This is a genomic window from Stenotrophomonas sp. 1L-E-5-B-C3, assembly GCF_057292075.1.
On record NZ_JBXAWS010000013.1, the window covers coordinates 108,123 to 133,758 of the forward strand.

Below are 25,636 nucleotides of genomic sequence, written 5' to 3' on the forward strand. Positions count from 1 at the left end.
TCAGACTCCGGCCACGTCGAGGGAAATCGGCTGGTACTGACCCCGTGCATCGCGCTCGTAGAAGCGCACGTAGGTCTTGCTGCCCACCACCGTCACCGCATCACTGATCGCGGTCATTGCCCGCTGCCAGCGGGCGTCATCGAACTGCAGCCGGCGCAGTGACAGCACCTCTGCCGTCTTGATGCTGCCGTCCTGGCCCACCTTGAAGGCGCTGTTGACCAGGGTGCGCAGCTCGGCGCGTGAGCCTTCGGTCCAGTCGTTCAGGCACTCATCGATGAGGGCCTTGGCGGCCTGCAGGCGCTCATCGAACTGGATGGTGTCCTGGCAGGCGCGCAGGATCTTGAAGCGGCCATCGTAGGAATACAGGCTGACGTTGCCCTTGTCGCCGCCGATCTTGGCGCCGTACTGCTCGCCGCTGAGCTGCACGAACGCGCCGATATCGGCGAACGTATCCGCCTTGAACGTGCGCAGTGCTTCGCGCAGTTCCAGGGCGCGCTGGATCTTCTCCTGCACCAGCTGGTCACGCGCCAGATCGATCGGCTTGATCTGTGCCTCGGGCACCAGCCGACCGTTACGGTCCTCGCGGTAGCCTTCGGGAATGGATGGGGTCATTGGGCGCCTCCTTGGGCGGCGGGGGTGACAAACGGTTGAGTGGGCCGAAGGACATCGGGGACTCCTTCGACATGGATAGGGCTGGTGGCGGTGAACCAGTCGGCGCGCCAGCGGCGGGCGGCATCCAGCGAGATGCCGAGCAGGCCGGAAATGCGCTGTGGTGTGAGCTGGCGCGGGTTCTGCGTACGCGCCCACAGCGCAAAGCGCATCGCGCGCAGGTGGTCGTAGCGCTGGCGGCCGGTGCGTGCCATCACTCCACCCCACCGAAGATGCGATCGAAGTGGCTATGCAGCGAATCGACCAAGCGACCACCGAGGTAAGGCGGCAGCTCGCCTTCCAGATCCTCCTGGGACTGGCACACGGTGCCGATGGAGGGCGTCAGCGGGCCTTTGTCGAAGGCGGGACCTTCGTAGCCCCCGGCAGCAGATCGGGCCTTCTGCGCCCCTGTCGTACCCGGGCGAATGCCGCGCACGCGCTGTGCCTGCGCGGCCGCCAGCGCCACCTGGTCGATCTTCCAGTCGGGGTTGAGGCGGTAGTTGCGGGCCAGCCCTTCGCCGACGCGCAGGATCATTCCGCACCGCACCGCCTTGGCGACCGCGTTGGACACATAGCCGCGGTAATGGAAGCCGTGCTCCATCACCCGATCGATCAGATCCGCAGAACGGACCACGCTGGCGCCCAGTGATAGGGCGATAGCGTGCTGCAGTGCGACGCTGGGGATGGCGCTCATGGCTGAACAACCTGCGGTTGGGTGATGCCGGCTTCCGTACGCGTCAGCACGATGACCGGTGCAGGGCTGGGCGTGGTGCGAGCGACTACGCAAACCACCGCGCGGTGCTTGCCGTCGACCTTGCTGCGGGCCTGGGCGTCTTCGATCGCCTTGGCCGAGTCGGTGAAGGTGTCGCCACCCACCCACTCAGCAGGGACCACCAGGAACTGGCCGCGCTCAGCCATGAGCCACCTCCCGCAGCATCGGAGAACGCTGGGTCCACTCCAGCTGAACGCCCTGGTACTCAGCGGCCATCACGCGGTCCTGCCCGCCGCTGCCGTTGGGCTGGCGGCGCTTGAGGTGGCCACCCACCATCGTGGGAGGGCGGTCCAGAATCAGCACCGCGCGACGGCCGTTGCTGTGCAGGCCCAGGATCTCGATGCCGCTGTTCTCCAGCTCGCGGGCAGTGTTCGCGGCGGCATACAGCACATCGGAGTTACGTTCATGGTTCATGGTTGGATTCCTCGTCGGTAGCGGGCTTGTCCAGCCCGAGTTGTCCGTACAGATCCGGGAGCGCAACGCGCTTCATCGCGCTGACCTGCTCCAGGGAGGTCATGGCGCGCCCGACCAGGAAGGTGCAGGCGCGGTCCAGTTCGGCCGCACTGGCGGCAAGGTGGTAACCGTGAGCCGGGTGGGCGCAGATCGGGTGCCCCTCGCGCCGCAGCTGCTCGATGATCTGGCGCAGGCGGCGCTCGTCGGCGGAGCTGGTACGTGAGGTGATCTGCTGCACCAGGTCGCGGGCGGTGATGCCGTTGACGGCGCCGCGACGGCCCTGCAGCTGCAAAAGCACCGTCCGTGGGGACAGCTCTTGCGGTAGCAGGGCCAGCTGCATGTCAGATGGCCCCCCGATCAATGCCGGCGGCGATCGCCAGGTCCAGGATCTCGTCCAGTTCCAGTAGCCAGCGCTTGTCGGTGCTCTTCGAGATCACCAGCACGCCGCTGTGGATCCATACCTCGACCAGGTACTCACGCCTGGAGTCAGGGTCCTGCACTTGGACGGTTCCCACTCGCGACGCTGTGGGGAACATGTGGCAGTCCTGCACCAGCACCCCGATGGACTTCTTTCGCTGGGGGTGCTGGGCGCTGTGGCGCTTGCGGTTGTGCACCTGGCCAAGGCAACGCTGGAGGGTCGGAACGGCCATCATTCCTCCTCGTCGTCGTCGCCGTCGCGCAGCTGGTCGACCAGCGCTCGCAGCTGCTGCAGGTTGAGGCTGTCCAGCAGCGAGGCCATGCTCTGGCCGTCGCGCCATTCGATGCCGGCACGGCGGAACAGGTCGCGGTGCATCACCGTTACCTGCCGGTCGGGCAGCTCGGCATCGCGCATCAAGTAGAAAGCGAAGCTGCGCAGGTACTGCGACCCAGAGCTGTTGAAATCAGCCATGAGCCACCCCTTCACGCCGCAGCACATCGGCCGGAACATGGGCAGTGATGCGCTCCCAGTTGGCGCGCGGCACGATCACTACCTGCAGGATGTCCACGTTTACCGGTGCAGGACGGTCTTGCATCTCGAAGGGAACCGCCACAACGCGCGTTGCAAGCGGCCACTGCGCCGTCATCGGCTCAACCACCATGCCTTCTACGGCCGGCCAGCCTTCAGTTCGAATGGCCATCTCACACCCCCCGCACGACGTCGGCGGTGACGGTCGGCACGCCCAGGTCAGCGGCGCGGTTCATCGCGGCGGTGAGCGCGTTCTGGACGGCCAGCGGGTAGAGCAGCGAGCCCGCACCGCGCGAGGGAACCAGCTTGGCGCGCAGCGCGTCGATGGCGCTCTGTTCCACCACCTTGTCCAGCGGCACCTGGGCGCGCTTGAAGCGGTGAGTCAGGTAGGCGCCCAGCTCATTGTCCAGCGGCGGCAGCGTGATGATTTCAATGCGCTGTACTACTTCGCGCACCTCCGGGTTGTGTTCGGAGAGCTTCACGCCCAGCTCGGGCTGGCCGATCAGGATCACCGACAGCAGTGGGCGCAGGCCGTCCTTCAGCTCGCGGAAGCGCTTGAGGTGCTTCAGGGTTGGCAGCGGCAGGCTGTGGGCCTCTTCAATCACCAGAACGTGGCTGTGACCGGCGCGGGCGCTGTCACGCAGCGATTCGTGCAGTTGGCGGAAGCGGGCTTCGGGGCTGCTCTTCGGCTTGGCCAGCGGCGCGACGGCGGCCATGATCGCCTCAGCGATGTGGTGGCTGCGCAGGGTCTTGCCCACCGCATCGCTGCCTTCGCTGGCCAGCACGTAGGGCTTGATCACAATGACGGCCTGTTCCTCGCGCTGGATGCGATCGACCAGGTCTTCGCACAGCGTGCTCTTGCCGGCACCGCTCTCGCCGATCACCGCAGCGAAGCCGCCGTGGCGGGCAACCTGGTACATGCTCTCGCGGACATAGCGGATATCCGGAGAGAGGAACACGTCTTCGGCGCTGGCTGGATCGGCGAAGGGATTGGTGGTCAGGCCGAAGTGGCGCTTGGCCTGTGGGGTCAATGCCTGAAAACGCAGTAGCATGGGATCTTCCTCGTCGTGAATGTCGTTGTCGCTATCGGTGTCTTGCGTTGGGGAAACCGGGGCCGGCGTGTTGGAGCACGTCGGCCCCTCCTTTTCATGCCAGTGGGCGTCGGTCACGCCGTGCTGGGTCAGGCAGGAACTGATGGCAGCGCGCACCGCTGCTGGATCGCAGCTGGTGGGCAGCTGGCCGTGATTGATCAGGGCATTGAGGGCCGGTCGGCTCAGGCCGGCGGCTGTGGCCAGCACGCCCTGCTTGATGCCGGCATCGGTGAGCAGGCGCTTCAGGCGCAGCGTCATGCCGCACCTCCTTCCACCAGGCGCAGGCCGCCGCGCTCCGGCGTCGCCAAGGTTTGTGCCCAGGACTCGACCTGATCCACCGGCAGGCCTTCAGGCCAGCGCTGGGCGGTGCGTGCGTAGTGGTCGGGCAACCAGGCCGAACCGGCTGCCTCCACCAGTGGCTTCAGGCGCATTGCCGCTTCCACGTGGTTCAGTGGCGGCAGTTCGGCGCGGATCGGCGTAATGGAATCGACGTTGAAGCGAGGCGCTTCCACCACATCGGGGACGGCAACATCGACTCGGTGTCCGCGGCGCGGCAGGTGCTGGATCTCCGGTGCCTGCTGCACCGATTTGTACGGATCGATCCGTCCCCCGAACGGCATTGCCTTGCCCTTACGCTGCGCCTTGGCCTGCTCGTCGGTCTGCGCATCCATCGCCAGACGTTCGACCCGCTTGCGGTTGGTATCGGCCGGCGTATCGGACTGCGCACGGTAGGTACCGACCGCCACTGCGCCGGTAAAGCCGTAGGCGTCGGCCTCCAGCGGCTCCATCGTGTACCAGGTATCGCGCCCAGCGTCGTCGGTGAACAGGGCCTGCGCTCCGAATTCGCTGCCGAAGGCATTGCGGGCCACAGTCAGCTTCTGGCCCACGATCACACCCGGGACGCCGGATACATCAAAGCTCTTGCCCAGGAAGCTGATCCGCAGCAGCGGGCTGACCTTGCGCAGTTCCGGTGCTCGGGTAGCAAGCTTCATGCAATCCTCGACAGCCGGTACCAACCGCAGCTGATCCGGTTTGATCGTCATCCACGCCTGATAGCGCGAGGATTTGTGCCGGGTGTGCTGAGCGGTGGCATTGAAGTTGCGCATCCAGCGCCATGCCGAGTCATTGAGCTGCTCCAGGCTCTGTACGTTGTCAAAGCGCAGGCGATGCTCGAACTTGCGCTCGATCAGGTCGTTGGTCTTCTCGACCTGGCCCTTGGCCCACGGCTGGCCGGGCTGGTTGATCCAGATACGGATGCCCAGCGCGGCACACAGGTTCTTGAACATCGCGCCGGTATTGGCGCTGCCCGGATCCACCATCACCATCATCGGCGCACCGCACAGCGGGTCAGCCGCGCCGCGATACTGCATGGCATTGATGAACGTACGGCACAGGTTCTCGCCGCTCTCCGCGCCCAGCACGTACTCCACGTAGAAGGCACCGCTGGTGTGGTCGGTGAACACGTAGCGCCAGACGCGCTCGTTCTCTACGCGCGCCAGGTTCTTCGGCTTGTTCTTGTAGAACTCGCTGGCAGGCATCGCGTGCAGGCCATCCTGCCGCTTGAGGTAATACAGCACGCACAGGCTGGGATCGGCCTGCCACACCTGGTTGGGGTGTTCGCTGGCCAGCTGCACCTTCGGGGCCGGCGCTGACAGCTGATCCGGGTGTAGGCGATTGACGCGCAGAGCCTTGGCCGCCGAGCTCTCGCTCAGCTGACGGATCTCACCCGTTTCACCATCGATCACCTCGCCGCGCACCATGTCGTTGGCGCGAAGCATGTCGATGGCCTCGCCGATGCTGGCCAGGCGCTTGCCGGTGCCGCGGCGTGATTCGAGCAGCACTGCCGAAATCAGCTCCAGTTCCTCAAGGGTCCATCCCGAATTGCCGCGATCGCTGCGGCGCTTGCGAGGCTTCAGCGAACAGGTCAGCTTCGAGACCTGTCGATACAGTGTCTGCACGCTGCAGCCCCATTCGGCGGCGTATCGCTCGGCAATGGCGCGCTTCTGGCCGTGGCCGGCGCAGAGCAGGTCAGCAGCGGCCTGCTCGATCAAGCTGGCGCTGAGGGCCATATCAGCCCTCCCGCTTCCAGTCGGCCAGGCGGCGGTCATGGATCACCGTCACGCCGACCTCCTGGTGGTCGCGGACAAGGCGCAGGTCGTTGATCAGGCTGGCGATCAGGCCGGCAACCTGCTCTTCGACATTGAGGTCGTGCTGTTCGGCGTGCCGCAGCAGCGCGATCACCGCGCCACTGAAGCCGGCTTCTTCACTGCCACTGGCAATGGCGATGCGCACTTGGGATGCGGCCTGCTCCAGTTGGGAAAGCAGCTCCTGAGACTGCTCGTCGGGAGTAGCCTTCTTCCACTTTCGCTGCGCTTTTGCCGTCTTCTCCTCCGCCTTGTTGAGATCGTCGCTCAACTTGGTGATGCGCTGGTCCTTGGCATCGGCATCGGCGCGCGTTTCACGGAGCGCTTGCCGAAGCTGACTGGCACTCATGCGCTCAACGTCGTCGAGGGTGATCCCGGCTACGGACTCGCCGGAATCCAAGGCCTCGAGCTCTTCATCGTCCAGTACCGCCAGCTCCAGCACCTTGGTCTGGGTGCCAGCTGCGGCCAAAAGCGACTTCGAGTCGCTTTTGGAGAACTTGAGGGCAACCGTCATGAACTTTTGAGCCATGCGCGGATGGATGCCTCGCGCCTGGGCCTGCTGCTGGAACTCACCATGCGCGGTTTGTTCTTTGATCAGCAGCAGACCTCGCCCCATCTCCAGAACGTCTTCTACCGAGCGACGCTGGCGGTACTCAACCATGCTCCACAACGAGTCGGTGTCCAGGGCGCCGACATAGCCGAGGGTGGTGGCCAGGGTCTTTACCTGTGCCTCGGCCTGCGCCAGAACCTGAAGCTCCTGATTGCGCTGGACCAGATTGCCTGCATCAAGATCCTGGCTTGCCGGCTCGGCCTGAGCGAGCGGCTTGGCGCCGCGCTTGTTGGGTTGCTTCTCTGCCATTTCGATCCTCGTCATCAGTTGGGGCTACGGCTGTAGCGGTTCTTGAAGTCGTTCAGCTGCTGCTCTTCGCGGAGCACCTCGGCTAGATGTGCCAAGGCGATCTGGACAATTCGGGGGGACAGGCGCCAGTTGTCCTGGTCGTAGGGGGAGCGCTCGACCAGGCCGTCTTCGGCCATGCGTTGCAGGTTGCGCAGCGTGGTGCTGGGGGATTCGCCGATACCGTCGGCAATGGGCTTCAGACGCAGGCCGTTGCGGCTATGCCCGGCCAGAGCGAACAGCAGGCGGGCGAAGATGCTCTGCTCGCTCATGCCGCAGCTCCCTGCTGGCGGCGGGCCAGCTCCTTCAGGATGCGAGCGGCGCGGCGATCGGCCGCGTCCACGGCACCCGCCAGCGGCAGGGTGTTGGCCAGCGGCTCGTCCGATTCGACGGCGCACTGCCAGTTGTTCACAGCGGTGGCGTACTGGTCACGGGCCGAGGCAAGCAACAGCTCCAGTTCGCGGGTGGGCACCTCATCCAGGGGGCGGCCGGAAGTGTTCATGCCACGTCCCTCACGCCGGCTGCCTTGAGCAGTTGGGCGCGCAGCGCCTGGCCCTTCGGGCCCGCCCAAGTGCCGTAGATAGCCTGACGGGCTGCGCTGGGGTTCACGCCGTGCTGGCGGCACCAGGCGCTGACGGTAGTGTTCTGGAGGGTCATGCCGGCGCGGACCTTGTTCATCAGATCGCGTCCGGGAGGTAGGTGCTGAACCATGTCGTATCCTTGCGGTGTTGTTTAAACCGGGCAGGACAAGAATGGTGCAGATATCTGCACCTGTCAACACTTATGAGTGAATTAATCTGCACCATCGGGTCGCGCCTTCGCGACGAGCGATCACGTCTTGGGCTAAGCCAGACCGCCCTTGGCGAAATCGTTGGCGCTTCGAAGCGGACCGTGATCGATTGGGAGAAGGGTGCTACGTCCCCCACTTCAGCCCAGCTCGCTGATTTGGCGGAGATCGGGCTGGACCCTCTCTACGTTCTAGTCGGCCAGCGCAGCGTAGCCAGGCCTGGTTTGGCCCAGGAACAGATCGCGATGTTCAACGAGGTCATTGACACGTTCTGGGCACTTTCCGACGACAGTCGCGCGATAGCTCTGACGATGCTCGGGGGCCTGTTGCGAAAAGACGTCCAAGCTGAAGCATCTCGAAGTGTCCGTAAGCGGACGCCTAACTAAGGAGAGTGGAATGATTCGATTGAAAAAGAAGGTGGTACTCGGTTTCTGTTTAGCGATCTCGGCGTATGCGTATGCGCATGCGAGTGGGGGCGTGCGAGAGGCTACTCCGAAGGAGCTTGCCGCTATTAAGGCGGGACTTGAAACTCAGCTTAAGGATGCCTCTAGTGCTCGGTTCAGTAATGTCCGGGTCAATGGAGAAGGCTCATTCTGTGGTCTGGTGAATTCCAAGAACGGCTTCGGCGCCTATGGCGGCTACACCCCAATGACTGGGTTGCTGTTCGATCTAAATGGAAAGTTGACTGCTCATGTAATGGGCCTCGACTCTCCGGAGGCAGTCCAAATGGTATGTGAGGACAAGGGGCTAAGCCTCCCGCCGGCTTGACTTCCATTGTGTCGAGCGTCGATGTCCCGAGCATTGATCTTTCAAAGCTCCCAATTACCTGTCGGCTGCCGCAAGCGCTCACTCTTCCACGCAGGCCGCAGTGGCTCATGCGGACCGCGGTCCCAAGACTACCTCCCAATAGAAATTGACACTCTGCCCATCGGTTTGGTGCGCACTGGCGCACCTGGCCGACGGGCATCCTCGTCTGCCCGTCGGCCATTTTTCCTTGGAGATGGCGCATGGCAGCAGAGCAACCCAGTAACAAGGCACTGCCCATCGCGGGCGGAATGCTGGCGAGCATGCTGGCGTTGCTGCTCGGGTTGGTACAGCCCTTTGAGGGCTACTCGGCCCAGCCCTACCGTGATGTAGTCGGCAAGCTGACGGTCTGCTACGGCCATACGGCAAAGGTCGAACAGCGCACCTACACCCGCGCAGAGTGCGAGCGCCTGCTCCAGTCGGACCTTGGTGTCGCCTGGAACACCGTTCAGAGCTGCATCAAGGTGCCGATGGCGGACTACCAGGCAGCCGCACTGACGTCGTTCGCGTTCAACGTTGGCCCTGGTGGTGCTGGCGTCAAGGACGGCCTGTGCACCCTGCGCAACGGCCAGCAGCCACGCATCCGCATCTACGCCAACCAAGGCCGATGGGATCTTGCATGCGCCCAGCTGAGCAACTGGGCCAACGCCGGTGGCCGGCCATACAAGGGGCTTGAACGCCGCCGCACGGCCGAGCGCGCGATGTGCGAGGGCCGGTACTGATGATTCGCGCCCTGATCGCAACGGTCGCCCTGCTGCTGGTGCTCCTGCTGGTGGCCATTGCCGCAGCACTTCTCTACCGCGGCAATGCCCTGGATGCGCAGGCTCGTGACGCCACGGCGCAGCAGCGTCTGACCACGCTTGAATCGCAGCTTGAAGACGAGCGCAGCGCTCGTGGCATCGAGCACACCCAGGCCAAGGCGATGGCCCAGATCGGAGACGAACATGAAAATGATCGGGAGGCGTCCGCGTCCGTCCCTGCTGCCGTTGTGGCTGACGTGCGTACTGGCGATCTCAGGCTGCGCAACGACCTCGCCACCTGCCACACCGCTCGCCTGTCCCAAGCCGTCTCTGGCGCCGTCGAACGTAATGCGAGCGCCCAACTACGAGCAGAGGTCGCGGGCGATCTTGTTCGAGTCGGACGCGACGCCGACAACCACGTCCGGGCCTGCCAGCGCGTCATCGGTGTCCTCACCGGACAGCACCCTTCCGTCGAGGCCAACCCATGATCGTTGAAGTGCAGCCGCTCTACCTGGTGTGGTTCGCCGGCATCGGCATCACCCTGCTCGGCGGCCTGATCGCCGGCGGTCGCTGGCTGGTCAACCAGCTGCAGCAACGCACTGATCAGCAGTTGGCCATCCTGATTAACGACAGCAAGCGTTGGCGCGAGGTTGAGAGCCACCTCACCGACTTCCGCCTGGAAGTTGCGAAGGAATACGTCCGCCGCGAGGACTATGCCCGCGGGCAGAGCGTCATCGAGGCAAAGCTCGATGCAGTGGCCTCGAAGATCACGAACATGCAAAGCAAGGGGAACACGCCGTGAGTCACGGAAATCAGGGCCCGGATCTGGGCAAGTTGCGCCGGGAGCAGCTGCGCTGGCTGATGCTGCTGGTGCTGGATCGCTCTCGCCCCTATCCGATCGGCGAAGCCGTCCTGGCCGGCGCCGCCCAGGACATGTATCCGGATGCCACCGCTTTGGAAGTGCGCAGGGAGCTGGATTACCTGGACACCCGCCGCCTGATCGACATCACCAAATCCCCTTCGGGGCCGTGGTCGGCTGAGCTGACGCGCCACGGTGTGGATATTGTCGAGTACAGCATCGACTGCGGGCCGGGCATCGCGCGCCCACCGAAGTACTGGTGATCCCATGCCTCCCGTGAGCAAGATCGACCTATTGCCGGCCGAGGTGCGCGACGAGCTGGATCGGCGCCTGGTCGCCAATGCCTTCGGCGGCAGCATCTCGCTGTCCGAATGGCTGGGCGAGCAGGGCTATGAGATCAGCAAGACCACCGTCAACGAGCGGGCCAAGCGGCTCAAGCGCCGCCTGGCCTCGATCAGTGCCAGCACCGAGGCCATGAAGCTGGTGGCCGAGCAGGCGCCGGATAATGCCGCCGAGCGCGGCAGTGCACTGCTGGGCCTGCTGCAGACCGACCTGTTCGAAGCGCTGCTGCAGTTCCAGGAAGCGGCCGACCAGGACGATGAGAGCATTTCCCCAGCCGATCGCATTGCGCTGTACAGCAAGGCGGCCAAGGCCATTGCTGAACTGACCCGCTCTTCCATCGTGCGCGAGAAATGGGCCGGCGAGATCCGCCAGAAGGCGCTGGTCGACGCGGCCAGCCGGGTCGAGGAGGCTGCACGGGCCAAGGGCCTGGACGCCGAGGGCGTGGAGTTCTGGCGCAACAAAGTGCTGCATGGAGTCGGCTAAGTGAGTGCACTGGGCCCCCTGCCGGATACCGAGCGCGTCCTGGACTGGGAGGAGTTGCCCGAGAGCGTGCGCTCGATCTCGGCCAACTTTGACCCGAGCAAGGCCGGTGTGCTGATGGCCCACCAGTCCGAATGGATCCGGATGCAGGAAGGGCTGGATATCGCGGTCTGCGAGAAGGGGCGTCGTACCGGCATCACCTTCGCCCAGGCGTTGAGCGACACCATCACCGCAGCCTCTGCCAAGGACGCCGGCGGCGACAACGTGTGGTACATGGCCGACACCAAGGAAAAGGGTCTGGAGTTCATCGGCTACGTGGCCAAGTTCGCGCCGATCATTGCCCAGGGCCAAGCGTCAAGGATTGAGCAGCACATCTTCCAGGACCAGCAGCCCGATGGCACCAGTCGGCAGATCCAGGCGTTCCGGGTTCGCTTCGCCAGTGGCTTCCGTATCACGGCACTGTCCTCGCGCCCGGAGAACATCCACGGCCTGCAGGGCGTGGTCGACCTGGACGAAGCGGCGCTGCACAAGGACGTGGCCAAGGTGCTCGAGTCGGCCACCGCGCTGCTGATCTGGGGTGGCCGCATCCGCGTGTGGTCCACCCACCGTGGCAAGAAGAACCCGTTCAATCAGCTGGTACAGGACGTCCAGGCAGGTCGCTACGGCAAGAAGGCCGGGGTCATCCGCATCAGCTTCGATGATGCGGTGTCCAATGGCCTGTACGAGCGGGTCTGCGCCATGCGTGGCAAGGCGGCCACCGCCGAGGGCAAGAAGGAGTGGTACACCGCCATCCGCTCGGCCTACGGCCCGCGCAAGGCCGCCATGCGCGAGGAGCTGGACGTCATCCCGCGCGATGGCGATGGCTCAGCCATCCCTTCGGTCTGGATCGATCGGGCCATGCCCGAGGTCCGGCCCGTGCTGCGCCTGGTCTTCGATGACGACTTCCCCAAGCGCTCTGAGAAGGAGCGCGAGATCTGGTGCTCGGTCTGGATTGCTACCACGTTGCTGCCGGTGCTCCGTGCTGCGGTGGCCGGGTTCACCGGGCGCTGGGCGATCGGCATGGACTTCGCGCGCCACCGTCACTTCTCGGTCATCAAGCCTGCCAAGGTCGGGCAGGATCTGCGCCGCGACGTGCCGTTCCTGATCGAGATGGCCAACGCGCCCACCCGCCAGCAGGAGCAGATCCTGTGGGCGCTGCTGGACGCGCTGAAGGAAGGATTCCCTGGTCGCTGGTCATTTGCCGGCGATGCCACTGGTCCCGGCCAGACCTTGATGGAGTACACCGGCGACCGCTACGGCCGGGCTGAGCTCGATACCGAGACGGGCCGCTACATCGGTGGCCCAATCCACGAGGTCACCCTGTCGCGCCCCTGGTACGGCGAATGGATGCCCAAGTACATCGCGCTGTTCGAAGACGGCTTCCTCAGCCTACCCAGGGACGCGTCCCTGGAAGACGACCACCGCGCAGTGGAGTACGTCGACGGCATCCCGATGGTGCCGCGTCTGGAGCGAAAGGACCTGCAGGATCCGGAGCTGGTGCGCCACGGCGACGGCGCGATCGCCGGCGTGCTGATGCAGTTTGCCGCACTCAACCACGTCACCTCGGTGCCCATCGAGTTCCAGGCGGCCGGCGCGCGCGCCTACATCGGCGACGGCCGAGCCGACGGCGTGGCCACCGTCGTGACCGATGATGCCTTCGGCACGGTCAGCGGCGGAAATGATTTTGGAGGATATGCATGACCACCGCCCGCCCAGAGATCGGCCGCGAGATTGCCACCACTGCCGATGGCATCGACATCACCCGTGGTTACACCGGGCCACTGCTGCTGCCCTTTGACAGTGTCCTGCGCAACCGCGGCGGCTACGACCTTCAGATCTACGAACAGGTGCTGTCCGACCCGGAGGTGAAGACCACCTTCGGCTCTCGCCAGGATTCGGTGGTGGCCTGCGAATGGCAGGTGGAGCCCGGCGGCGAGAAGCGCATCGACCGCCAGGCGGCAGAGTATCTGCAGGAGCAGCTGCATGGCATCGGCTGGGACAACGTCACCCGCAAGATGCTCTTCGGCGTGTTCTACGGCTATGGCGTGGCGGAGATCCTGTACAAGGTCGACGGTACTCGCATCGGCCTGAAGGACATCAAGGTCCGTAACCGTCGGCGCTTCCGTTACGGCAAGGAAGGTGATCTGCGCCTGCTCACCCAGACCCAGATGACCGAGGGCGTGCCGGCGCACGCGCCCTATTTCTGGAACTTCTGCTCCGGTGCCGACCACGACGATGAGCCGTACGGCCTCGGCTTGGCGCACTGGCTGTACTGGCCGGTGCTGTTCAAGCGCAACGGGCTCAAGTTCTGGCTGATCTTCCTTGAGAAGTTCGGCATGCCCACCGCGGTGGGCAAGTACGACACCAACGCAACCGATCCGGAGAAGGCCAAGCTGCTGCAGGCCACCCGCGCGATCCAGACCGACAGCGGCATCATCATGCCCAAGGGAATGGAGCTGGCGTTGCTGGAGGCCGGACGTAGTGGCACGGCCGACTACAAGGCCCTGCAGGACTACATGGATGCCACCATCCAGAAGGTGGTGCTGGGCCAGACCGCCAGTACCCAAGGCACGCCAGGCAAGTTGGGCAACGACCAGCTGCAGCGCGAGGTGCGCCGCGACATCATCACCTCCGATGCCGACCTGGTGTGCGAGTCCTTCAACAAGGGGCCAGCGCGCTGGCTCACCGAATGGAACTTCCCTGGCGCGGCCATTCCTCGGGTCTATCGCGTCACGGAAGAGCCGGAGGATCTGGACGCTACCGCCAGCCGTGACAAGAAGATCCTTGACCTGGGCTACAAGCCCAAGCAGGTCTACATGGATCAGACCTACGGCGACAACTACGAGCCTGTCCAGGCGCCGCAGGATCCGCCTGCGGTACCGACGGCGATCGATGGCGCCCAGTTCGCCGACGCCGGCGGTGCGGTGGTCAGCTTGCTGCGCAGGCACTATCCCGCCGCCTTTGCCGACGGCACCCCGAAGACGCCCGATCCCGCTGTCGAGCTGGGCCAGCAGCTCGATCGCCGGCTGTCGCCCATTGGTGCTGGATGGGTCGAGCAGATCCGCCAGCTGGTCGATGAGGTCGACTCGCTGGAGCAATTGCGCGACCGGCTGTTTGAGCTGCACCCGAACATGACCCTGGACGACTACGCCTCGGTGATGGCCGATGCGATGACGGCCGCGACGCTGGCTGGCCGTACCGACATCCAGGGCGCGGGAGACTGATCAATGGCCGGTGTTGCCTACGCTCAACTTCCGTTCCGGGAGCAGATCGAGTTCTTCCGTCGCAAGAAGAACGTGCTCACCGAGAGCTACCTGGACGTTTGGGAGTCGGAGCACGACTCCAGCTTCATGGTGGCCGGTGCCAACCGTGACGCTCTGCTGGCGGACTTCCGGCAATCCATTGATCGGGTCATTGCTGAGGGGCGGACTCTTCAGCAGTTCCGGGAGGACTTCGACCGGATCGTGGCCACGCATGGTTGGGACTACAACGGCGGTCGGAACTGGCGCTCGCGGGTGATCTACGAGACCAATCTGCGCCAGAGCTACAACGCAGGCCGCTGGGCCCAGCTGCAGCAGCTGATCAAGGTGCGGCCGTTCTGGCGCTATAACCACAACGATGCTGTCGAGCACCCTCGGCCGTTGCACGTGTCGTGGAATGGCCTGGTGCTGCGCCACGACGATCCGTGGTGGCGTTACCACTATCCAGCCAACGGCTGGGGCTGCCAGTGCTATGTCGATGCGCTCAACGAGCGCGACCTGCGCCGGTTGGGCAAGAATGGTCCGGACAAGGCTCCCGAGATCGTGATGCAGTCGGTGACCGTCGGGCAGCGCAGTCCTGGTGGGCCGCGCACCGTATTGACGCCGGCAGGCGTCGATCCTGGGTTCGGCTACGCACCCGGCGCAACGGCCGATCACTGGCCCGGCGGGCGTGGTGGTCCGGTCACCCCGCCATCGTTGACCGGGCAACTCACCTCCGCTCTGCAGAACGCACTGGAGACGGGAGCACGGTTGCCCGCGGCGCCAGCGGCTGCCAGCGCTGCTCAGGCCTTGGCGCGGCCGCGCGCCAGGGATGCACTGCAGGCCGGCTATGCCAGCTGGCTGACCAGCATTGATGCCGATGCTGCCCACGCTGCCCGCTACCTGGCCGGAGCACTGTCGCCCGGACTGGTTTCGCAGCTGCAGCGTGCCGCCGTTCGCCCAGCGACGGCGGCCTTTGCCGTGTTGGCCGAGCAGCTCCCCATCACTCGGCCTGGCGCGGTGGCCATCGCCGCAGCCGAGCTGCCGATCCGCCTTCTCGATGCGGTGGCCATCCTGCTGAACGCTGCCGCAGGCCGCTTGCGCTATGTGCTGGCGGTGGGGCGTCCTGCCTTTATGGTGGTCGATGTGGCCATCTCGGAAACGGGCGTCAGCACGGTGCAGTCCCAGCTGCAGATGCTGATGCCGGCCGAGCTCCAACGCGGCGTTGCCGATGGCACGCTGCAGCTGCTGCAGGGGACGCTCTGATGGCGCATCTTGAAGTCACCCTTGATTCGGCAACACCTGGTCTGGCCGATGCGCTGCGGCAGCTGGAGGGCGAGGCGCGCCAACTGATCTTGAAGGACTGGGGCGAGTACCTGCTGAGATCCACACGCGAGCGGGCCGCAAAGGAGCGGGACCCGACTGGACGTCGATGGCGCGCGCTTGAGCCCAGCTACAAACGCTGGAAACAGAAGAAGCGCCCCGGCGTGCCGATTCTGGAGTTCGATTTCCACATGCTCGGTGACATGGCTTCATGGCAAACGGACGGGAACGATGCCGTCCTGGTCGGTACCAATGCACCCTATGGCGCCATCCACCAATTCGGCGGCACCATTCAACGCGCCGCGCGTCCGGCCAACATCCACCTGAAGACGGGTAAGGGCGGCAGCCGGTTCGTCAAAGCCAGTCGTAGGAACGCGCGCTACAAGCGCTCGGTCACAATGCCTGCGTACACGAACACCATCGCCGCTCGCCCGTGGCTCGGTGTCAGTCGCGAGGATGAGAAGGAGCTGCTGGATATCGCGCAGGATCACGTGAGCGGCGCCTTCGAGTGATCATCGCGTAGGAGGCGCTGTGCGCGCCTCCATGCCGGGGCCGCCACACTCGGACGTCATCGGGGACTGCTTGGTGTCTGACACGCCTCTCTGGCGTGTTCGCGGCCAAGAGCGCGCGGGGTCTTAACTGCTGCTTCCTGCAATGTCGCAAGAGTGATCATTTCTTGCGGACCGCGGTCCCAATACATGAGACAGCGGTGCGGGAAAACTGGCGGCATGAACCAGCCCGCCGCCACCCTGCAGATCTTCAAAGCCGGCACGCACGTTGCCGAAGACGGCCGCACGCTGACCTTCAGCGAAGCGGATGTGCAGCAGATCGCCGATAGCTACGATCCGGCACTGCATGAAGCACCCATCGTGGTGGGCCATCCCAAGACCGACGATCCGGCCTATGGCTGGGGCAAAACCCTTCAGGCCAAGGACGGCCTCCTGATGGCCGAACCGCATCAGGTCGATCCTGCGTTCGCGGAGCTGGCCAACAACGGTCGCTTCAAGAAGATCAGCGCTTCGATCTTCATGCCCGATTCGCCGGGCAACCCGACGCCGGGCAAGTACTACCTGCGCCACATCGGCTTCCTGGGCGCGCAGCCGCCTGCAGTGAAGGGACTCAAGTCGGCCTCGTTCGCCGAGGGCGATGACGCCGCCTGCTTTGCCATGTCGCTGGCCCCGCTGGGCTGGACGCTGACGGATCTGTTCCGCCGCTTCCGCGACTGGCTGATCGACACCCAAGGCCTTGAGACGGCCGACCAGGTCATTCCCGACTGGCAGATCCGTGGGATCGAGAGCAGCACACGCGATGACGACGAAGCGCGCAACTCGGCCCTCTTTGCGTCGCCATTGCTCACCCAGTTCCCGCGCAGCGCCATCGGCGCGCCAGCGCCCATCCCGGCAACGCCTCCCACTCGTGAAAAGGTCAAATCGGAGATCGACCCCATGTCCCAGCAGAACACCCCGGAGCACGCCCAGCGTCAGCAGCAGCTCGACCAGCAGGCTTCCACCCTGGACGCTCGCGAGAAGGCCCTCGCCGCCCGTGAGCAGTCCGCCCGACGCGAAGATGCGGTGGCGTTCGCCGAAGGCCTGGTGAAGGAAGGCAAGTTGCTGCCCCGTCAGCAGCCGGCCGTGGTGGAGCTGCTGCTGGCCCAGCCGAATGGCAAGGAACCGCTGAACTTCGCTGAGGGCGAAACGACGGTGTCCAAGCCGGCTGAGTCGGTCCTGCGCGAGCTGCTGACCAGCCTGCCCAAGGCTGTGGACTTCGGCGAGAAGTCCGGTGGCGACGCACCCAACGCAGCGGCGAACTTCGCCGCGCCCCCGGGCACGCATGTCGATGCCGGCCGCGCGGATCTGTTCAACCAGGCCAAGGCCTACCAGCAGCAGCACCCCGGCACGTCCTGGGCGGCTGCAGTCGCCGCGGTCGGCGGCTGACCTTTCCATCCAGGAGCCCACCATGTCCCAGAACATCGCTCTGCTCACGCTGTCCGTGCTGGCCGCGGCAGCCCTCACCCACAACCGCTTCGTCTCGCCGACCGGTGAAGTCGCCGCTGCCGGCGGCAACGCCTGCGGGGTTGCGCGCTCGGATGCCGCCGTCGGGCAGTTGGCGCCGGTCGACGTCTTGGGCACCACGCAAGTGACCGCAGGTGGCGCAATCGCTGCCGGCGCTGCCCTCCAGGTGGGTGCCGATGGCAAGGCCATCACCGCCGACGCCGGCAAGGTCGTTGCCCGTGCGGCGCCTGGCGCCACGGCCACCGCCGATGGCGATGTCCTCGAAGTGATCCTCATCCCGAACTGACCGGCTAGTGCCGTAGGAGATTTACATGTCTGGACAAATGACCCCCGGCCAGGTTCGCGTCGTTGACCCGATCCTTTCCGAACACGCCCGTGGCTACCGCCAGGCGCAGCTCGTGGCCACCGCGCTGTTCCCCTTCGCCGACGTCGCCGCCTATGGTGGCCAGGTGATCGAGTTCGGCAAGGAATCCTTCAAGATCTACAACGCCAAGCGTGCCCCCGGTGCCAATACCAAGCGCATCCGCTTCGGCTATGAGGGCAAGCCGTACGCCATCGTCCCGAGCGCACTGGAAGCGCCGGTGCCGCGTGAACACATGCGAGATGCGAGCCAGGTGCCTGGGATCAACCTGAGCACCCGGGCCGTGAACACCGTGCTGCGCTCGCTGCTGCTGGAATACGAAGTGGACAGCGCCAAGATCGCCACCAACGCAGCCAACTACGACAACGACCACAAGGTCGCGCTGGCTGGCAACAACGTGTGGTCCAACGCCGCCTCCAATCCGGCGCAGGATGTGGAAACCGGCAAGGAAGCGGTGCGAGACAGTATTGGCCTGTACCCCAACACCATGCTGTTGTCTGCCAAGGCGTTCAAGCAGCTCAAGCAGCATCCGAAGCTGGTTGATCGCTCGGCCAACACCGGCATTCGCAAGGTCACCCTGGACCTGCTCAAGCAGGTGTTCGAGATCGACAACATTGTCGTCGGCGGCGGTGTGGTGGCCGATGACAGTGGCGCATTCGGCGATGTCTGGGGTACTTCGGCTGTTCTGGCCTACGTCAGCCCCGGCGCTGATGTGAACGCCAACGTCGAGGAGCCCAGCTACGGCTATGGCTATCGCATCGAAGGCATGCCCCTGGTCGAAGTTCCCTACTGGGACAACAGCGCCAAGAGCTGGATCTACGGGGTCAGCAACGATGCCACCCCGGTCCTGGCAGGCATGGCCGCCGGCTATCTGATCAGCGGCGCAGGCAACTGATGACCGGCGCCGGCGAAGGATAGTCGGCGCAGTTGCCACCTTACCCGTACAACCCAGCGAGCGGCAGCACCAGGCAAACGCGGGCCTGGCCGTGCGGAGCACAGCAGAACCATGCGTGACAGCCGGAGAGCACGGCACCACACCTATTCGGAGAACTCGTCGTGGCCAAGCCCCGCACTGCGCCGCCCAGCGCACCCAAGACCGTCCAGGACGACCAACCGGCCGACGTGCCAGTCGTCACGGAAGACAAGACTGCCGACGCACCGCCGGCGACGGCCGGCTTGGTGCCGGAGCAAGGCCAGAGCGAGCTGCAGTCCGCCGCGTCGATTGTCTCTGCAGCCGATGGTGCTGCCGTCGACCAATCGCAGGCCAACCATCCGGCAGCGCACCAGGACGCTATCGACGTGGGTGCTCCGTCGCCGGAAGCCGACACCTCCATTGGGGGTGCCGCCGGTGGGGGCGATTCGCCCAATGCACTGGTTTCTGATGGTCTCTGGCTGTCTATGTGCTTTGAAGTGCTCAGCCCGTTCAAGCACAACGACGTCGTCGTCAAGCCGCCGGCGTGGATCGAGATGACGTGGGAAGAGGCGCAGGCCTACCAGGATGCCGGTGTCCTCGGTGACGAACCGGCCGCCCCGGAAGAGCTGGAGTAACCGGCCGTCATGTCCTACTGCACGCTCGCACTGCTGTCGGCGGCCAAGCTCGCCCAGGAACTGGCGCAGGTGGCCACCCCGGAGCGCTATCCGGTTGTGGACGATGCGCTGATGGACGCCACGCTGCTCGGCAGCGATCGCAGCGCATTCGACCCGGCCGACGTGGCGATCGCCGATGAGGCGGCCGCGCACGTGCAGCGCGCCCTGGACGATGCCGATGGCGTGATCAACGGCTACCTGGTCATGCGCAAGCCCAAGCCCTATCCGGTGCCGCTGCCGGCGCCGGTACCGGGGAACGTGTCCACCTGGGCCCGATGGATTGCGCGCTACCTGCTGCACAAGGATCGGGTTAACACCGAGGAACGCACCGATCCGGTGGTACGCGATTACAAGGAAGCGCTGCGCTTTCTGGAGCTGGTGCGCGACGGCAAGTTCAGCCTCGGCGCCGACGACCCGCTGCCTGCGCCCAGCGGCGGTGCACCGGAGGTCTGTGCACCACCGCGAGAGTTCAGCCATCGAACCCTGCAGGACTACGGCCGGTGAGCACCCAGCCCTTCGACACTGGCCTGGTGCGCGATCGCATCCGACAGGGCGTCAGCGAGAAGGAGCTGCGCCAGGTGCAGGGCAGCGCCGACTACGCCGCCGTTACAGCGCTGCGCGACTTCCCCGCGCCGTGCTGCTACGTGCTGCTGGCCCGGGAGATGCCGCTGGAGACCAAAACCGGCGTTTCGATCCCCGGCCAGCAGTCGCGCCTGGCGCAGTTGGTCGAAGTGAACTTCGCGGTGGTGACCGTCTGCCGCAACTACCGCGAGCAGCGTGGGGCGCAGGTGATCGATGAGCTGCGCCTGCTGCTGGGCAAGGTTCGTCAGCCGCTGCTGGGCTGGACGCCGCCCATTCCTGGTGGCCGTGCCTGCCAGCTCATCGAGGGCAACCTCGTGGACTACGACGCTGCCACCGCCCTGTGGGTCGACGTATGGAAGACCCAAGCCGTTCTTCAACCCGAGATTCCGCGATGACAACCCAGACCACTCAGAAGCACACGATCAAGAAGGCGGGCCTGACGCTTGCGAGCAAGCCCATTGCGGAAGGCGAAACGGTGGAGCTTCCTGCCGACCTGGTGCCCTGGGCGGTGGAGCGCGGCTTCATCGACGTTCCCGACGCCGATTCTTCCCCCAATCCGTCGCGCAAGGCCAACGGCCAGGCGCCTACTGCCAGCGCCCAGGAGGCGAAGTAAGCCATGTCCAATACCGAATATTTCTCGTTCCAGGGCCGCGTCTATCTGGGTCTGCGCAATGCCGACGGCAGCCGCGCGCCGGCGCGCTGGGTGTATGACAGCAGCGTCCTGGAGCTGGCCATGTCCAGCACCCGTGAAACCAAGAAGGAGAGTTGGTCGGGTGTGCGCGGCGTCGCCGCTACCATGACCACCGAGCGCAACCTGGGTGTGAGGCTGACGCTGGGTCAGATCAACACCGACAATCTGGCCCTGGCCACCGATGGCACGCTTCTGGATTTGGCTTCGGGCTCGGTCGCCAACGAGGCCATCGGTGCCGTCAAGCCCGGCGACGTGGTCGCGTTGGAGTACGCTGCGATCAGCGCGCTGGTGCTGGAGGGTGGTACGCCGGCAGCACCGCTGGTGGCCGACACCGACTACACCTTCAACCGGGCCACCGGCATCATCACCTTCTTGACCGCCAAGGCCGCGGTGGTCGCTAAGACCTACGAGTACGCTGCCCACAGCGTGGTCAAGGTGTTCGAGAGCAGCAAGTCGGAGTACTACGCGCTGTTCGACGCGGTCAACAGTGTCGACGGTACCACTCAGCGCATCCGCGCCGACGTGAACCGCATTTCGTTCCCGGCGGCTGAATCCCTGGCGCTGATCAACGATACCTTCGGTGAGATCGTGCTCAATGGCGAAGCCAAGATCGATCCGGTCCGCCAGTCCGATCCGCGCTTCGGTCTGTACGCCCGCGTCCTGCTGGTGGATGCGGCCTGATGGCTACCCGCATCGGTAACCAGGCCGAGCTGCCCTCCGGATCCGGTGCGCCGGAACCGGAGGGCATTGCCGACGAACTGGACATTCTGGCCGGACAGCAGCAGGGCCAGGTCGACGGTAAGACCATCATCGTGCGCGAATACGGCTTCTTCGAAGGGGCCCGCATCCTGCCTGTGGCCGCCCCTCTGCTGGCCGACCTGCAGCCGCTGTTTGAAGGGCGCGAGCCGGCTTCGATGCTGCAGGTCACCGATGTCCTGCTCTCGCATCCGGATGTATTCCGCCACCTGTTGGCCTGCGCTATTGCCCCTCCGCCGGGCGAGGGCGCCGATACCGCGGCCGAGGTGCGGGCGCAGGAAGCCTGGCTGGAAACGCTAAATGAAACCGATGGCGAGCAGATGCTGCTGTTGTGGTGGCAGGCCAACGGAAATTTTTTGCTGCGCCGGCTGCTGCGCAACGCCGTCGGCAAAAGGGTGAGCCAGTCGGCTACGGACGCGTCTTCACCGACCTGATCTGTGCCGGCTACGGGCGCTGCTTTGCCGATATCGGTCGGATGACGCAGCGCCAGATCCTGCTCGCTTGGGAGCATGTCCAAGCCCAACAGCGGCGAGCACGGCGGGAGCGCATTACCGACACCAACGCTGCCTATGCCGGGGGTGATCCGGCGACCACCTTGCTGAAGGAACTGAAGTAACAATGGCCGCCACCCGCAACCTTGAACTGGCGATGCGCATCGCCCTGGATATCGAGCAGGCGCAGAAGAGCCTGCCGGTGCTGCAGCGGGGGCTGGCCTCGATCAAGGATGCTGGCACCGCCGCTGGCGCAGGTCTGGAGGGTGTCACCAAGGGTGCCGACAAGGTGGCCGGCGCGCTGGACCAGGCCAGCCGCAGTAGCGCTTCAGCCGCGGATCGGGTGCGCACGGCCGGCGCATCCATGCAGAAGACGGTGGCCGATGAGATCCGCTCGATCTCCGAGCTCGATGCTCGTCTGCAGCAGGGCGCGGCCAGCATGTCCGAGCTGGCTGACACCGAGGCTCTGCTCGATCGGGTCATGGCGCGCGGGCTGATCACCACCGAGGACTACAACAGCGCACTGAAGACGCTGGACAAGCAGGAAGCATCGCTGAGCCGCACTGAGCAGCAGCGTCAACGCTCCCTGGAAGGCGTCATGGGCCGGTACGACGGTGCGTCGGCCAAGCTGCAGAAACTCGAGCGCGACGAGCAGGAGCTCAAGGCAGCGGTGGATGCCGGTCGCATCAGCCGCGAGCAGTACAACCGCGCCCTTGCGGGCATCAACATCCAGCGTAACGCCGTCAACCTGGCCGAAATCAACAATCGCGGCCGCGGGCCGGGCGCTATCTCCGCCGGGCAGTACCAGATGGCCATGCGCCAGCTGCCGGCGCAGATCACCGATATCACCACCAGCATCGTCAGCGGCATGCCGATCTGGATGGTGGCCATCCAGCAGGGTGGCCAGCTGAAGGATTCCTTTGGCGGTGTGGTGCCGGCCGCGCGTGCGCTGGTTGGCGCTATTACCCCCACCATCGCCGTGGTCGGCGGACTGGCCGCGGCGGTGGGCGGCCTGGTGCTGGCCTGGAAACAGGCGGCCGACGAAGAGATGGCTTTCCAGCGGGCGTTGATCGTCACCAACAACTATGCAGCCACCAGCACTGCCAACCTGCAGGCCCGGCGCGATCAGCTCACCGGCCTTCAAGGCGTTTCCCGAGGCAATGCTGCTGAGGCGCTGACGAAGGTGGCGCAAACCGGTCGTTTCACCGGTGAGCAGTTCGAGCTCGTCGCCCGCAGCGCTGCGAAGATGCAGGCCTCCGCCGGCCAGGCCATCGATACCACCGTCGCCAAGTTCCTCTCTCTGAAGAAGGATCCGGTCGAGGGTCTACTTACGCTCACCGAGTCGGAGAACTTCCTGACAGAAGCCCAGCTCGCGCGCGTGCGCGCCCTGGTCAAAGAGGGCAACCAGCAGGAGGCAGTGGCGGAGGCGATCAAGATCTATTCCGATCGCCTCGATGAGGTCGCAGATCAGAGCGATGAGACGATGCCGGCGCTCGCCCGCGGTTGGCGGGATGTCAAGAAGGACGTCAGCGGCGCCTGGGGCGCGCTGGGCGACTTCACCAACGCGGTGGTCCAGCTGGCTGGCGAATGGGGTGTGCTGGCCAGGCTGCCGCGGCTGTCCGATCTGTTGGGGATGGGCGTGGTCGGCAGCACGCTGGCCAAGAACTTCGGGCTCCCTTCCTTTGCTGACCTGACCGGCAAGATGGCTGCGCGCATCCGGGCGGCCTCTGGAACCAACGCGCCTGTGAAGGTGCAGATGGCTGGCATCTATGCCCCCCTGACGCCGGAGGAAGAAAAGGCGAGGGAAGAGTTCGAGCGCCTTCGCATAAGCAATCTGAGCAAGGTGAAGAAGCTTGAAGAGGAGATCGCCAAGATCCGGGCACTGGGCAAGGCCGGCCGCATGGACGATAAGGCGATCAAGGCCTTGGAGGCGGAGGCCCGAGCACGTTATGCCGAAAGCCTGCCTAAGAAGCCAAAGGGCCCCAAGAACGAGGCCCAGAAGGATGAGGCAGCTGCGCTGCGCGAACTGGAGCGCCTGAAGCAACAGATCGAGCTGGTCGGCACGCTCGATGAGACACGCAAGAAGGCCACGGAGGTTTCCCGCGTCCAGGCTGCCATCGATGAGGGCAACTTCCAGAATGCGTCGTCGAAGACTAAGCAGGAGCTGCTGGATAGCGCGAAGAAGCTTGATGCTGCGAACGCTCTGGTTGAATCCAATCGGAAGCTGCTGGAGGTGCGGGATCAGATTGCCAACCTTGAAGGGCGCGGTCCCGATGCACAGCAGGCCAAGAGCTTGCGCGAGCTCGAGGTCACACGCCGGCAGATGGTCGAGGCTGGCAACCAGTCCGGTGTGGCCGAGGTCGACCGTGCCAAGGAGCTGGTCCGCCTCACGGCCGAACTGCAGAAGATGCAGGAGACCTACAACCGCGCAATGGGCGAAATGGGCTTGGCTCAGCAGCGCATCCAGGTTGAGCTGCAGGCTGGGCTGATCACCGAAGCGCAGGCGCGCCAGAAGCTGGTAGATCTGTCCCGGCAACAGCTGACCGCCCTGGTCGATCTTCCCGATCGCATGCGCGCCACCGCCGAGGCGCTGAACAATCCCGAAGCGCTGCAGGCTGCCGAGCAGATGGCCGTCAAGCTCAAGGAGATGGCCGCCACCACCAACCTGCTGCAGCAGAACGTGCGCACCACGTTCCAGAGCGCATTCCGTGATGCCCTCATGTCGCTGGCCAATGGCAATGCCACCCTGGGTGAGATCGTGCGCAGCTTCTTCCAGTCCATCGCCAGTGGCCTGGCTGGGTATGTGGCCGATGAGCTGTCCGCCAAGCTGGCGTCCACCCTGACTGGCAAGCTGTTCGATAAAGGCGCCGAAGTCGGCACGCAGGCCGCGGCGGCGACCGCGACGCAGGCGTCGGCGGCCGCATTGTCCTCTGCTGGCGGTGTTGTCACCGCCGGTGCAAGTGCCGTGACCAGTAGCGCCTCGGCCTTGGCGGGCGCCGGCGGCGGTCTGATCACCGGTGCAGGGGCTCTGTCTGCGGCCGCAGTCCAACTCAAGCAAGCCGCCATCGCACTGGCTGCGGCCAACAATGCCAAGGCCGTTGTCAGTATGGTCGGTAGTATTGCTGGTGCGGCCAGCAACACCGGCACGGTCAGTGTGGGTACGCCTACTCCCGTCAGTAGAGCGCAGGGTGGTCCCGTTTGGGGTGCAGGTACAGGTACCAGTGACAGCATTCCTGCCTGGCTCTCCAACGGTGAATTCGTAGCCCGGGCCAAGGTTGTTTCTCAGCCCGGTGCACTCGCATTCCTGCATGCCTTCAACGCCATCGGGATGGATGCCGTCCGGCGATGGGGTGCCTATGCCTTTGCCGACGGCGGCCTGGTCAGCCAGATGCCCTCGCTGCAGCGCTCGCCAGTGTTCAACACAGTGGCGGCGGCTCCGACCGGCTCGCCTACTCAGCTGGGTATACGCCTGATCAATCAGGTATCGCCGGGTCTGTTCGAGGACTACATCGACGATCCAGGCAGCGACAGAACCATCATCAACAAGATCAACCGCAACTCTGCGGCGATCCGCCAAGTATTGGGATTCTGAGC

General features: G+C 65.0%; 36 protein-coding genes. 21 read left to right on the forward strand and 15 right to left on the reverse strand.

What is annotated here, in order from left to right; translation table 11 throughout:
- The 15 genes from AC0Z6F_RS16225 to AC0Z6F_RS16295 are packed head-to-tail and all read right to left on the reverse strand — an operon-like array spanning window position 1 to window position 7,627.
- Complete coding sequence (locus AC0Z6F_RS16225; protein WP_049403072.1) at window positions 1-612, reverse strand: DUF3164 family protein; 612 nt, start codon at window positions 610-612, stop codon at window positions 1-3.
- Window positions 609-866 (reverse strand): hypothetical protein, encoded by a 258-nt coding sequence (locus AC0Z6F_RS16230; RefSeq protein WP_126929422.1) that lies wholly within the window; start codon window positions 864-866, stop codon window positions 609-611. Before AC0Z6F_RS16230 ends, AC0Z6F_RS16225 begins: the two co-directional genes overlap by 4 nt.
- Window positions 863-1,342, reverse strand: coding sequence for a hypothetical protein (locus AC0Z6F_RS16235; RefSeq protein ID WP_485617705.1), 480 nt, complete (start codon window positions 1,340-1,342; stop codon window positions 863-865). The genes AC0Z6F_RS16230 and AC0Z6F_RS16235 overlap by 4 nt, the downstream gene beginning before the upstream one ends.
- Complete coding sequence (locus AC0Z6F_RS16240) at window positions 1,339-1,566, reverse strand: hypothetical protein (protein WP_049397735.1); 228 nt, start codon at window positions 1,564-1,566, stop codon at window positions 1,339-1,341. The genes AC0Z6F_RS16235 and AC0Z6F_RS16240 overlap by 4 nt, the downstream gene beginning before the upstream one ends.
- Window positions 1,559-1,834 carry a hypothetical protein gene (locus AC0Z6F_RS16245; RefSeq protein ID WP_164171611.1) on the reverse strand — a complete coding sequence of 92 codons (276 nt, stop codon included), beginning with the start codon at window positions 1,832-1,834 and terminating at the stop codon, window positions 1,559-1,561. The genes AC0Z6F_RS16240 and AC0Z6F_RS16245 overlap by 8 nt, the downstream gene beginning before the upstream one ends.
- Window positions 1,824-2,165 (reverse strand): hypothetical protein, encoded by a 342-nt coding sequence (locus AC0Z6F_RS16250; protein ID WP_485619583.1) that lies wholly within the window; start codon window positions 2,163-2,165, stop codon window positions 1,824-1,826. Before AC0Z6F_RS16250 ends, AC0Z6F_RS16245 begins: the two co-directional genes overlap by 11 nt.
- Window positions 2,166-2,214: 49 nt before the next feature.
- Entirely contained in the window at window positions 2,215-2,523 is a 309-nt protein-coding gene (locus AC0Z6F_RS16255; protein WP_485617701.1) for a hypothetical protein, read from the reverse strand.
- Complete coding sequence (locus AC0Z6F_RS16260; RefSeq protein ID WP_100470009.1) at window positions 2,523-2,762, reverse strand: hypothetical protein; 240 nt, start codon at window positions 2,760-2,762, stop codon at window positions 2,523-2,525. The genes AC0Z6F_RS16255 and AC0Z6F_RS16260 overlap by 1 nt, the downstream gene beginning before the upstream one ends.
- Entirely contained in the window at window positions 2,755-2,952 is a 198-nt protein-coding gene (locus tag AC0Z6F_RS16265) for a hypothetical protein (protein ID WP_164171610.1), read from the reverse strand. The genes AC0Z6F_RS16260 and AC0Z6F_RS16265 overlap by 8 nt, the downstream gene beginning before the upstream one ends.
- A 40-nt stretch (window positions 2,953-2,992) precedes the next feature.
- Window positions 2,993-4,168: an ExeA family protein gene (locus AC0Z6F_RS16270; protein ID WP_485617699.1), complete on the reverse strand. Its 1,176-nt coding sequence runs from the start codon at window positions 4,166-4,168 to the stop codon at window positions 2,993-2,995.
- Window positions 4,165-5,979 (reverse strand): DDE-type integrase/transposase/recombinase, encoded by a 1,815-nt coding sequence (locus AC0Z6F_RS16275; protein WP_049440548.1) that lies wholly within the window; start codon window positions 5,977-5,979, stop codon window positions 4,165-4,167. The genes AC0Z6F_RS16270 and AC0Z6F_RS16275 overlap by 4 nt, the downstream gene beginning before the upstream one ends.
- Before the next feature lies 1 nt (window position 5,980).
- Complete coding sequence (locus AC0Z6F_RS16280; RefSeq protein WP_485617697.1) at window positions 5,981-6,928, reverse strand: hypothetical protein; 948 nt, start codon at window positions 6,926-6,928, stop codon at window positions 5,981-5,983.
- A complete protein-coding gene (locus AC0Z6F_RS16285; RefSeq protein WP_485617695.1) occupies window positions 6,928-7,221 on the reverse strand; it encodes a helix-turn-helix domain-containing protein in 294 nt (97 codons plus the stop codon). The genes AC0Z6F_RS16280 and AC0Z6F_RS16285 overlap by 1 nt, the downstream gene beginning before the upstream one ends.
- On the reverse strand, window positions 7,218-7,451 hold the full coding sequence (locus AC0Z6F_RS16290) for a hypothetical protein (protein WP_485617693.1): 234 nt from the start codon (window positions 7,449-7,451) through the stop codon (window positions 7,218-7,220). The genes AC0Z6F_RS16285 and AC0Z6F_RS16290 overlap by 4 nt, the downstream gene beginning before the upstream one ends.
- Window positions 7,448-7,627 (reverse strand): hypothetical protein, encoded by a 180-nt coding sequence (locus AC0Z6F_RS16295; protein WP_152906961.1) that lies wholly within the window; start codon window positions 7,625-7,627, stop codon window positions 7,448-7,450. Before AC0Z6F_RS16295 ends, AC0Z6F_RS16290 begins: the two co-directional genes overlap by 4 nt.
- 105 nt (window positions 7,628-7,732) lie before the next feature.
- Between AC0Z6F_RS16295 and AC0Z6F_RS16300 the strand changes: the two genes are divergently transcribed.
- The 21 genes from AC0Z6F_RS16300 (at window position 7,733) to AC0Z6F_RS16400 (ending at window position 25,634) form a co-directional block, all read left to right on the forward strand.
- Window positions 7,733-8,122, forward strand: coding sequence for a helix-turn-helix domain-containing protein (locus tag AC0Z6F_RS16300; protein WP_053092055.1), 390 nt, complete (start codon window positions 7,733-7,735; stop codon window positions 8,120-8,122).
- 10 nt (window positions 8,123-8,132) lie between these two features.
- A complete protein-coding gene (locus AC0Z6F_RS16305) occupies window positions 8,133-8,504 on the forward strand; it encodes a hypothetical protein (protein ID WP_152906960.1) in 372 nt (123 codons plus the stop codon).
- 299 nt (window positions 8,505-8,803) lie between these two features.
- Window positions 8,804-9,262 carry a lysozyme gene (locus AC0Z6F_RS16310; protein ID WP_414577585.1) on the forward strand — a complete coding sequence of 153 codons (459 nt, stop codon included), beginning with the start codon at window positions 8,804-8,806 and terminating at the stop codon, window positions 9,260-9,262.
- Window positions 9,262-9,768, forward strand: a complete 507-nt coding sequence (locus tag AC0Z6F_RS16315; RefSeq protein WP_049440600.1) for a lysis system spanin subunit — start codon at window positions 9,262-9,264, stop codon at window positions 9,766-9,768. Before AC0Z6F_RS16310 ends, AC0Z6F_RS16315 begins: the two co-directional genes overlap by 1 nt.
- Window positions 9,765-10,082, forward strand: coding sequence for a hypothetical protein (locus tag AC0Z6F_RS16320; protein ID WP_049397725.1), 318 nt, complete (start codon window positions 9,765-9,767; stop codon window positions 10,080-10,082). The genes AC0Z6F_RS16315 and AC0Z6F_RS16320 overlap by 4 nt, the downstream gene beginning before the upstream one ends.
- On the forward strand, window positions 10,079-10,402 hold the full coding sequence (locus AC0Z6F_RS16325) for a hypothetical protein (protein WP_024957611.1): 324 nt from the start codon (window positions 10,079-10,081) through the stop codon (window positions 10,400-10,402). The genes AC0Z6F_RS16320 and AC0Z6F_RS16325 overlap by 4 nt, the downstream gene beginning before the upstream one ends.
- A gap of 4 nt (window positions 10,403-10,406) precedes the next feature.
- The gene (locus AC0Z6F_RS16330; protein WP_065428102.1) at window positions 10,407-10,964 is read left to right on the forward strand and encodes a DUF3486 family protein; all 558 of its coding nucleotides are present in this window, start codon (window positions 10,407-10,409) and stop codon (window positions 10,962-10,964) included.
- A complete protein-coding gene (locus tag AC0Z6F_RS16335; RefSeq protein WP_049440535.1) occupies window positions 10,965-12,701 on the forward strand; it encodes a phage protein in 1,737 nt (578 codons plus the stop codon). It abuts the gene before it with no gap.
- Complete coding sequence (locus tag AC0Z6F_RS16340) at window positions 12,698-14,224, forward strand: DUF935 domain-containing protein (protein WP_049440533.1); 1,527 nt, start codon at window positions 12,698-12,700, stop codon at window positions 14,222-14,224. The genes AC0Z6F_RS16335 and AC0Z6F_RS16340 overlap by 4 nt, the downstream gene beginning before the upstream one ends.
- A gap of 3 nt (window positions 14,225-14,227) precedes the next feature.
- Window positions 14,228-15,505 carry a phage head morphogenesis protein gene (locus AC0Z6F_RS16345; protein ID WP_049440531.1) on the forward strand — a complete coding sequence of 426 codons (1,278 nt, stop codon included), beginning with the start codon at window positions 14,228-14,230 and terminating at the stop codon, window positions 15,503-15,505.
- Complete coding sequence (locus AC0Z6F_RS16350) at window positions 15,505-16,074, forward strand: phage virion morphogenesis protein (protein WP_485617686.1); 570 nt, start codon at window positions 15,505-15,507, stop codon at window positions 16,072-16,074. Before AC0Z6F_RS16345 ends, AC0Z6F_RS16350 begins: the two co-directional genes overlap by 1 nt.
- A 216-nt stretch (window positions 16,075-16,290) precedes the next feature.
- A complete protein-coding gene (locus tag AC0Z6F_RS16355; RefSeq protein ID WP_485617684.1) occupies window positions 16,291-17,496 on the forward strand; it encodes a hypothetical protein in 1,206 nt (401 codons plus the stop codon).
- 22 nt (window positions 17,497-17,518) lie between these two features.
- Window positions 17,519-17,860: a capsid cement protein gene (locus AC0Z6F_RS16360; RefSeq protein ID WP_024957618.1), complete on the forward strand. Its 342-nt coding sequence runs from the start codon at window positions 17,519-17,521 to the stop codon at window positions 17,858-17,860.
- 25 nt (window positions 17,861-17,885) lie between these two features.
- Window positions 17,886-18,830, forward strand: coding sequence for a major capsid protein (locus AC0Z6F_RS16365; RefSeq protein WP_485617681.1), 945 nt, complete (start codon window positions 17,886-17,888; stop codon window positions 18,828-18,830).
- Window positions 18,831-18,991: 161 nt separating this feature from the next.
- The gene (locus AC0Z6F_RS16370; RefSeq protein WP_485617679.1) at window positions 18,992-19,483 is read left to right on the forward strand and encodes a hypothetical protein; all 492 of its coding nucleotides are present in this window, start codon (window positions 18,992-18,994) and stop codon (window positions 19,481-19,483) included.
- 9 nt (window positions 19,484-19,492) lie between these two features.
- Window positions 19,493-20,026, forward strand: coding sequence for a gp436 family protein (locus AC0Z6F_RS16375; RefSeq protein WP_485617677.1), 534 nt, complete (start codon window positions 19,493-19,495; stop codon window positions 20,024-20,026).
- Window positions 20,023-20,499: a phage tail terminator protein gene (locus AC0Z6F_RS16380; RefSeq protein WP_485617676.1), complete on the forward strand. Its 477-nt coding sequence runs from the start codon at window positions 20,023-20,025 to the stop codon at window positions 20,497-20,499. The genes AC0Z6F_RS16375 and AC0Z6F_RS16380 overlap by 4 nt, the downstream gene beginning before the upstream one ends.
- A complete protein-coding gene (locus AC0Z6F_RS16385) occupies window positions 20,496-20,717 on the forward strand; it encodes a hypothetical protein (RefSeq protein WP_485617674.1) in 222 nt (73 codons plus the stop codon). The genes AC0Z6F_RS16380 and AC0Z6F_RS16385 overlap by 4 nt, the downstream gene beginning before the upstream one ends.
- 3 nt (window positions 20,718-20,720) lie before the next feature.
- Window positions 20,721-21,476: a phage tail tube protein gene (locus AC0Z6F_RS16390; RefSeq protein WP_485617672.1), complete on the forward strand. Its 756-nt coding sequence runs from the start codon at window positions 20,721-20,723 to the stop codon at window positions 21,474-21,476.
- Entirely contained in the window at window positions 21,476-21,985 is a 510-nt protein-coding gene (locus tag AC0Z6F_RS16395) for a DUF6631 family protein (protein ID WP_485617670.1), read from the forward strand. Before AC0Z6F_RS16390 ends, AC0Z6F_RS16395 begins: the two co-directional genes overlap by 1 nt.
- A gap of 184 nt (window positions 21,986-22,169) precedes the next feature.
- On the forward strand, window positions 22,170-25,634 hold the full coding sequence (locus tag AC0Z6F_RS16400) for a phage tail length tape measure family protein (RefSeq protein WP_485617668.1): 3,465 nt from the start codon (window positions 22,170-22,172) through the stop codon (window positions 25,632-25,634).
- The last annotated feature ends 2 nt before the right edge of the window (window positions 25,635-25,636 follow it).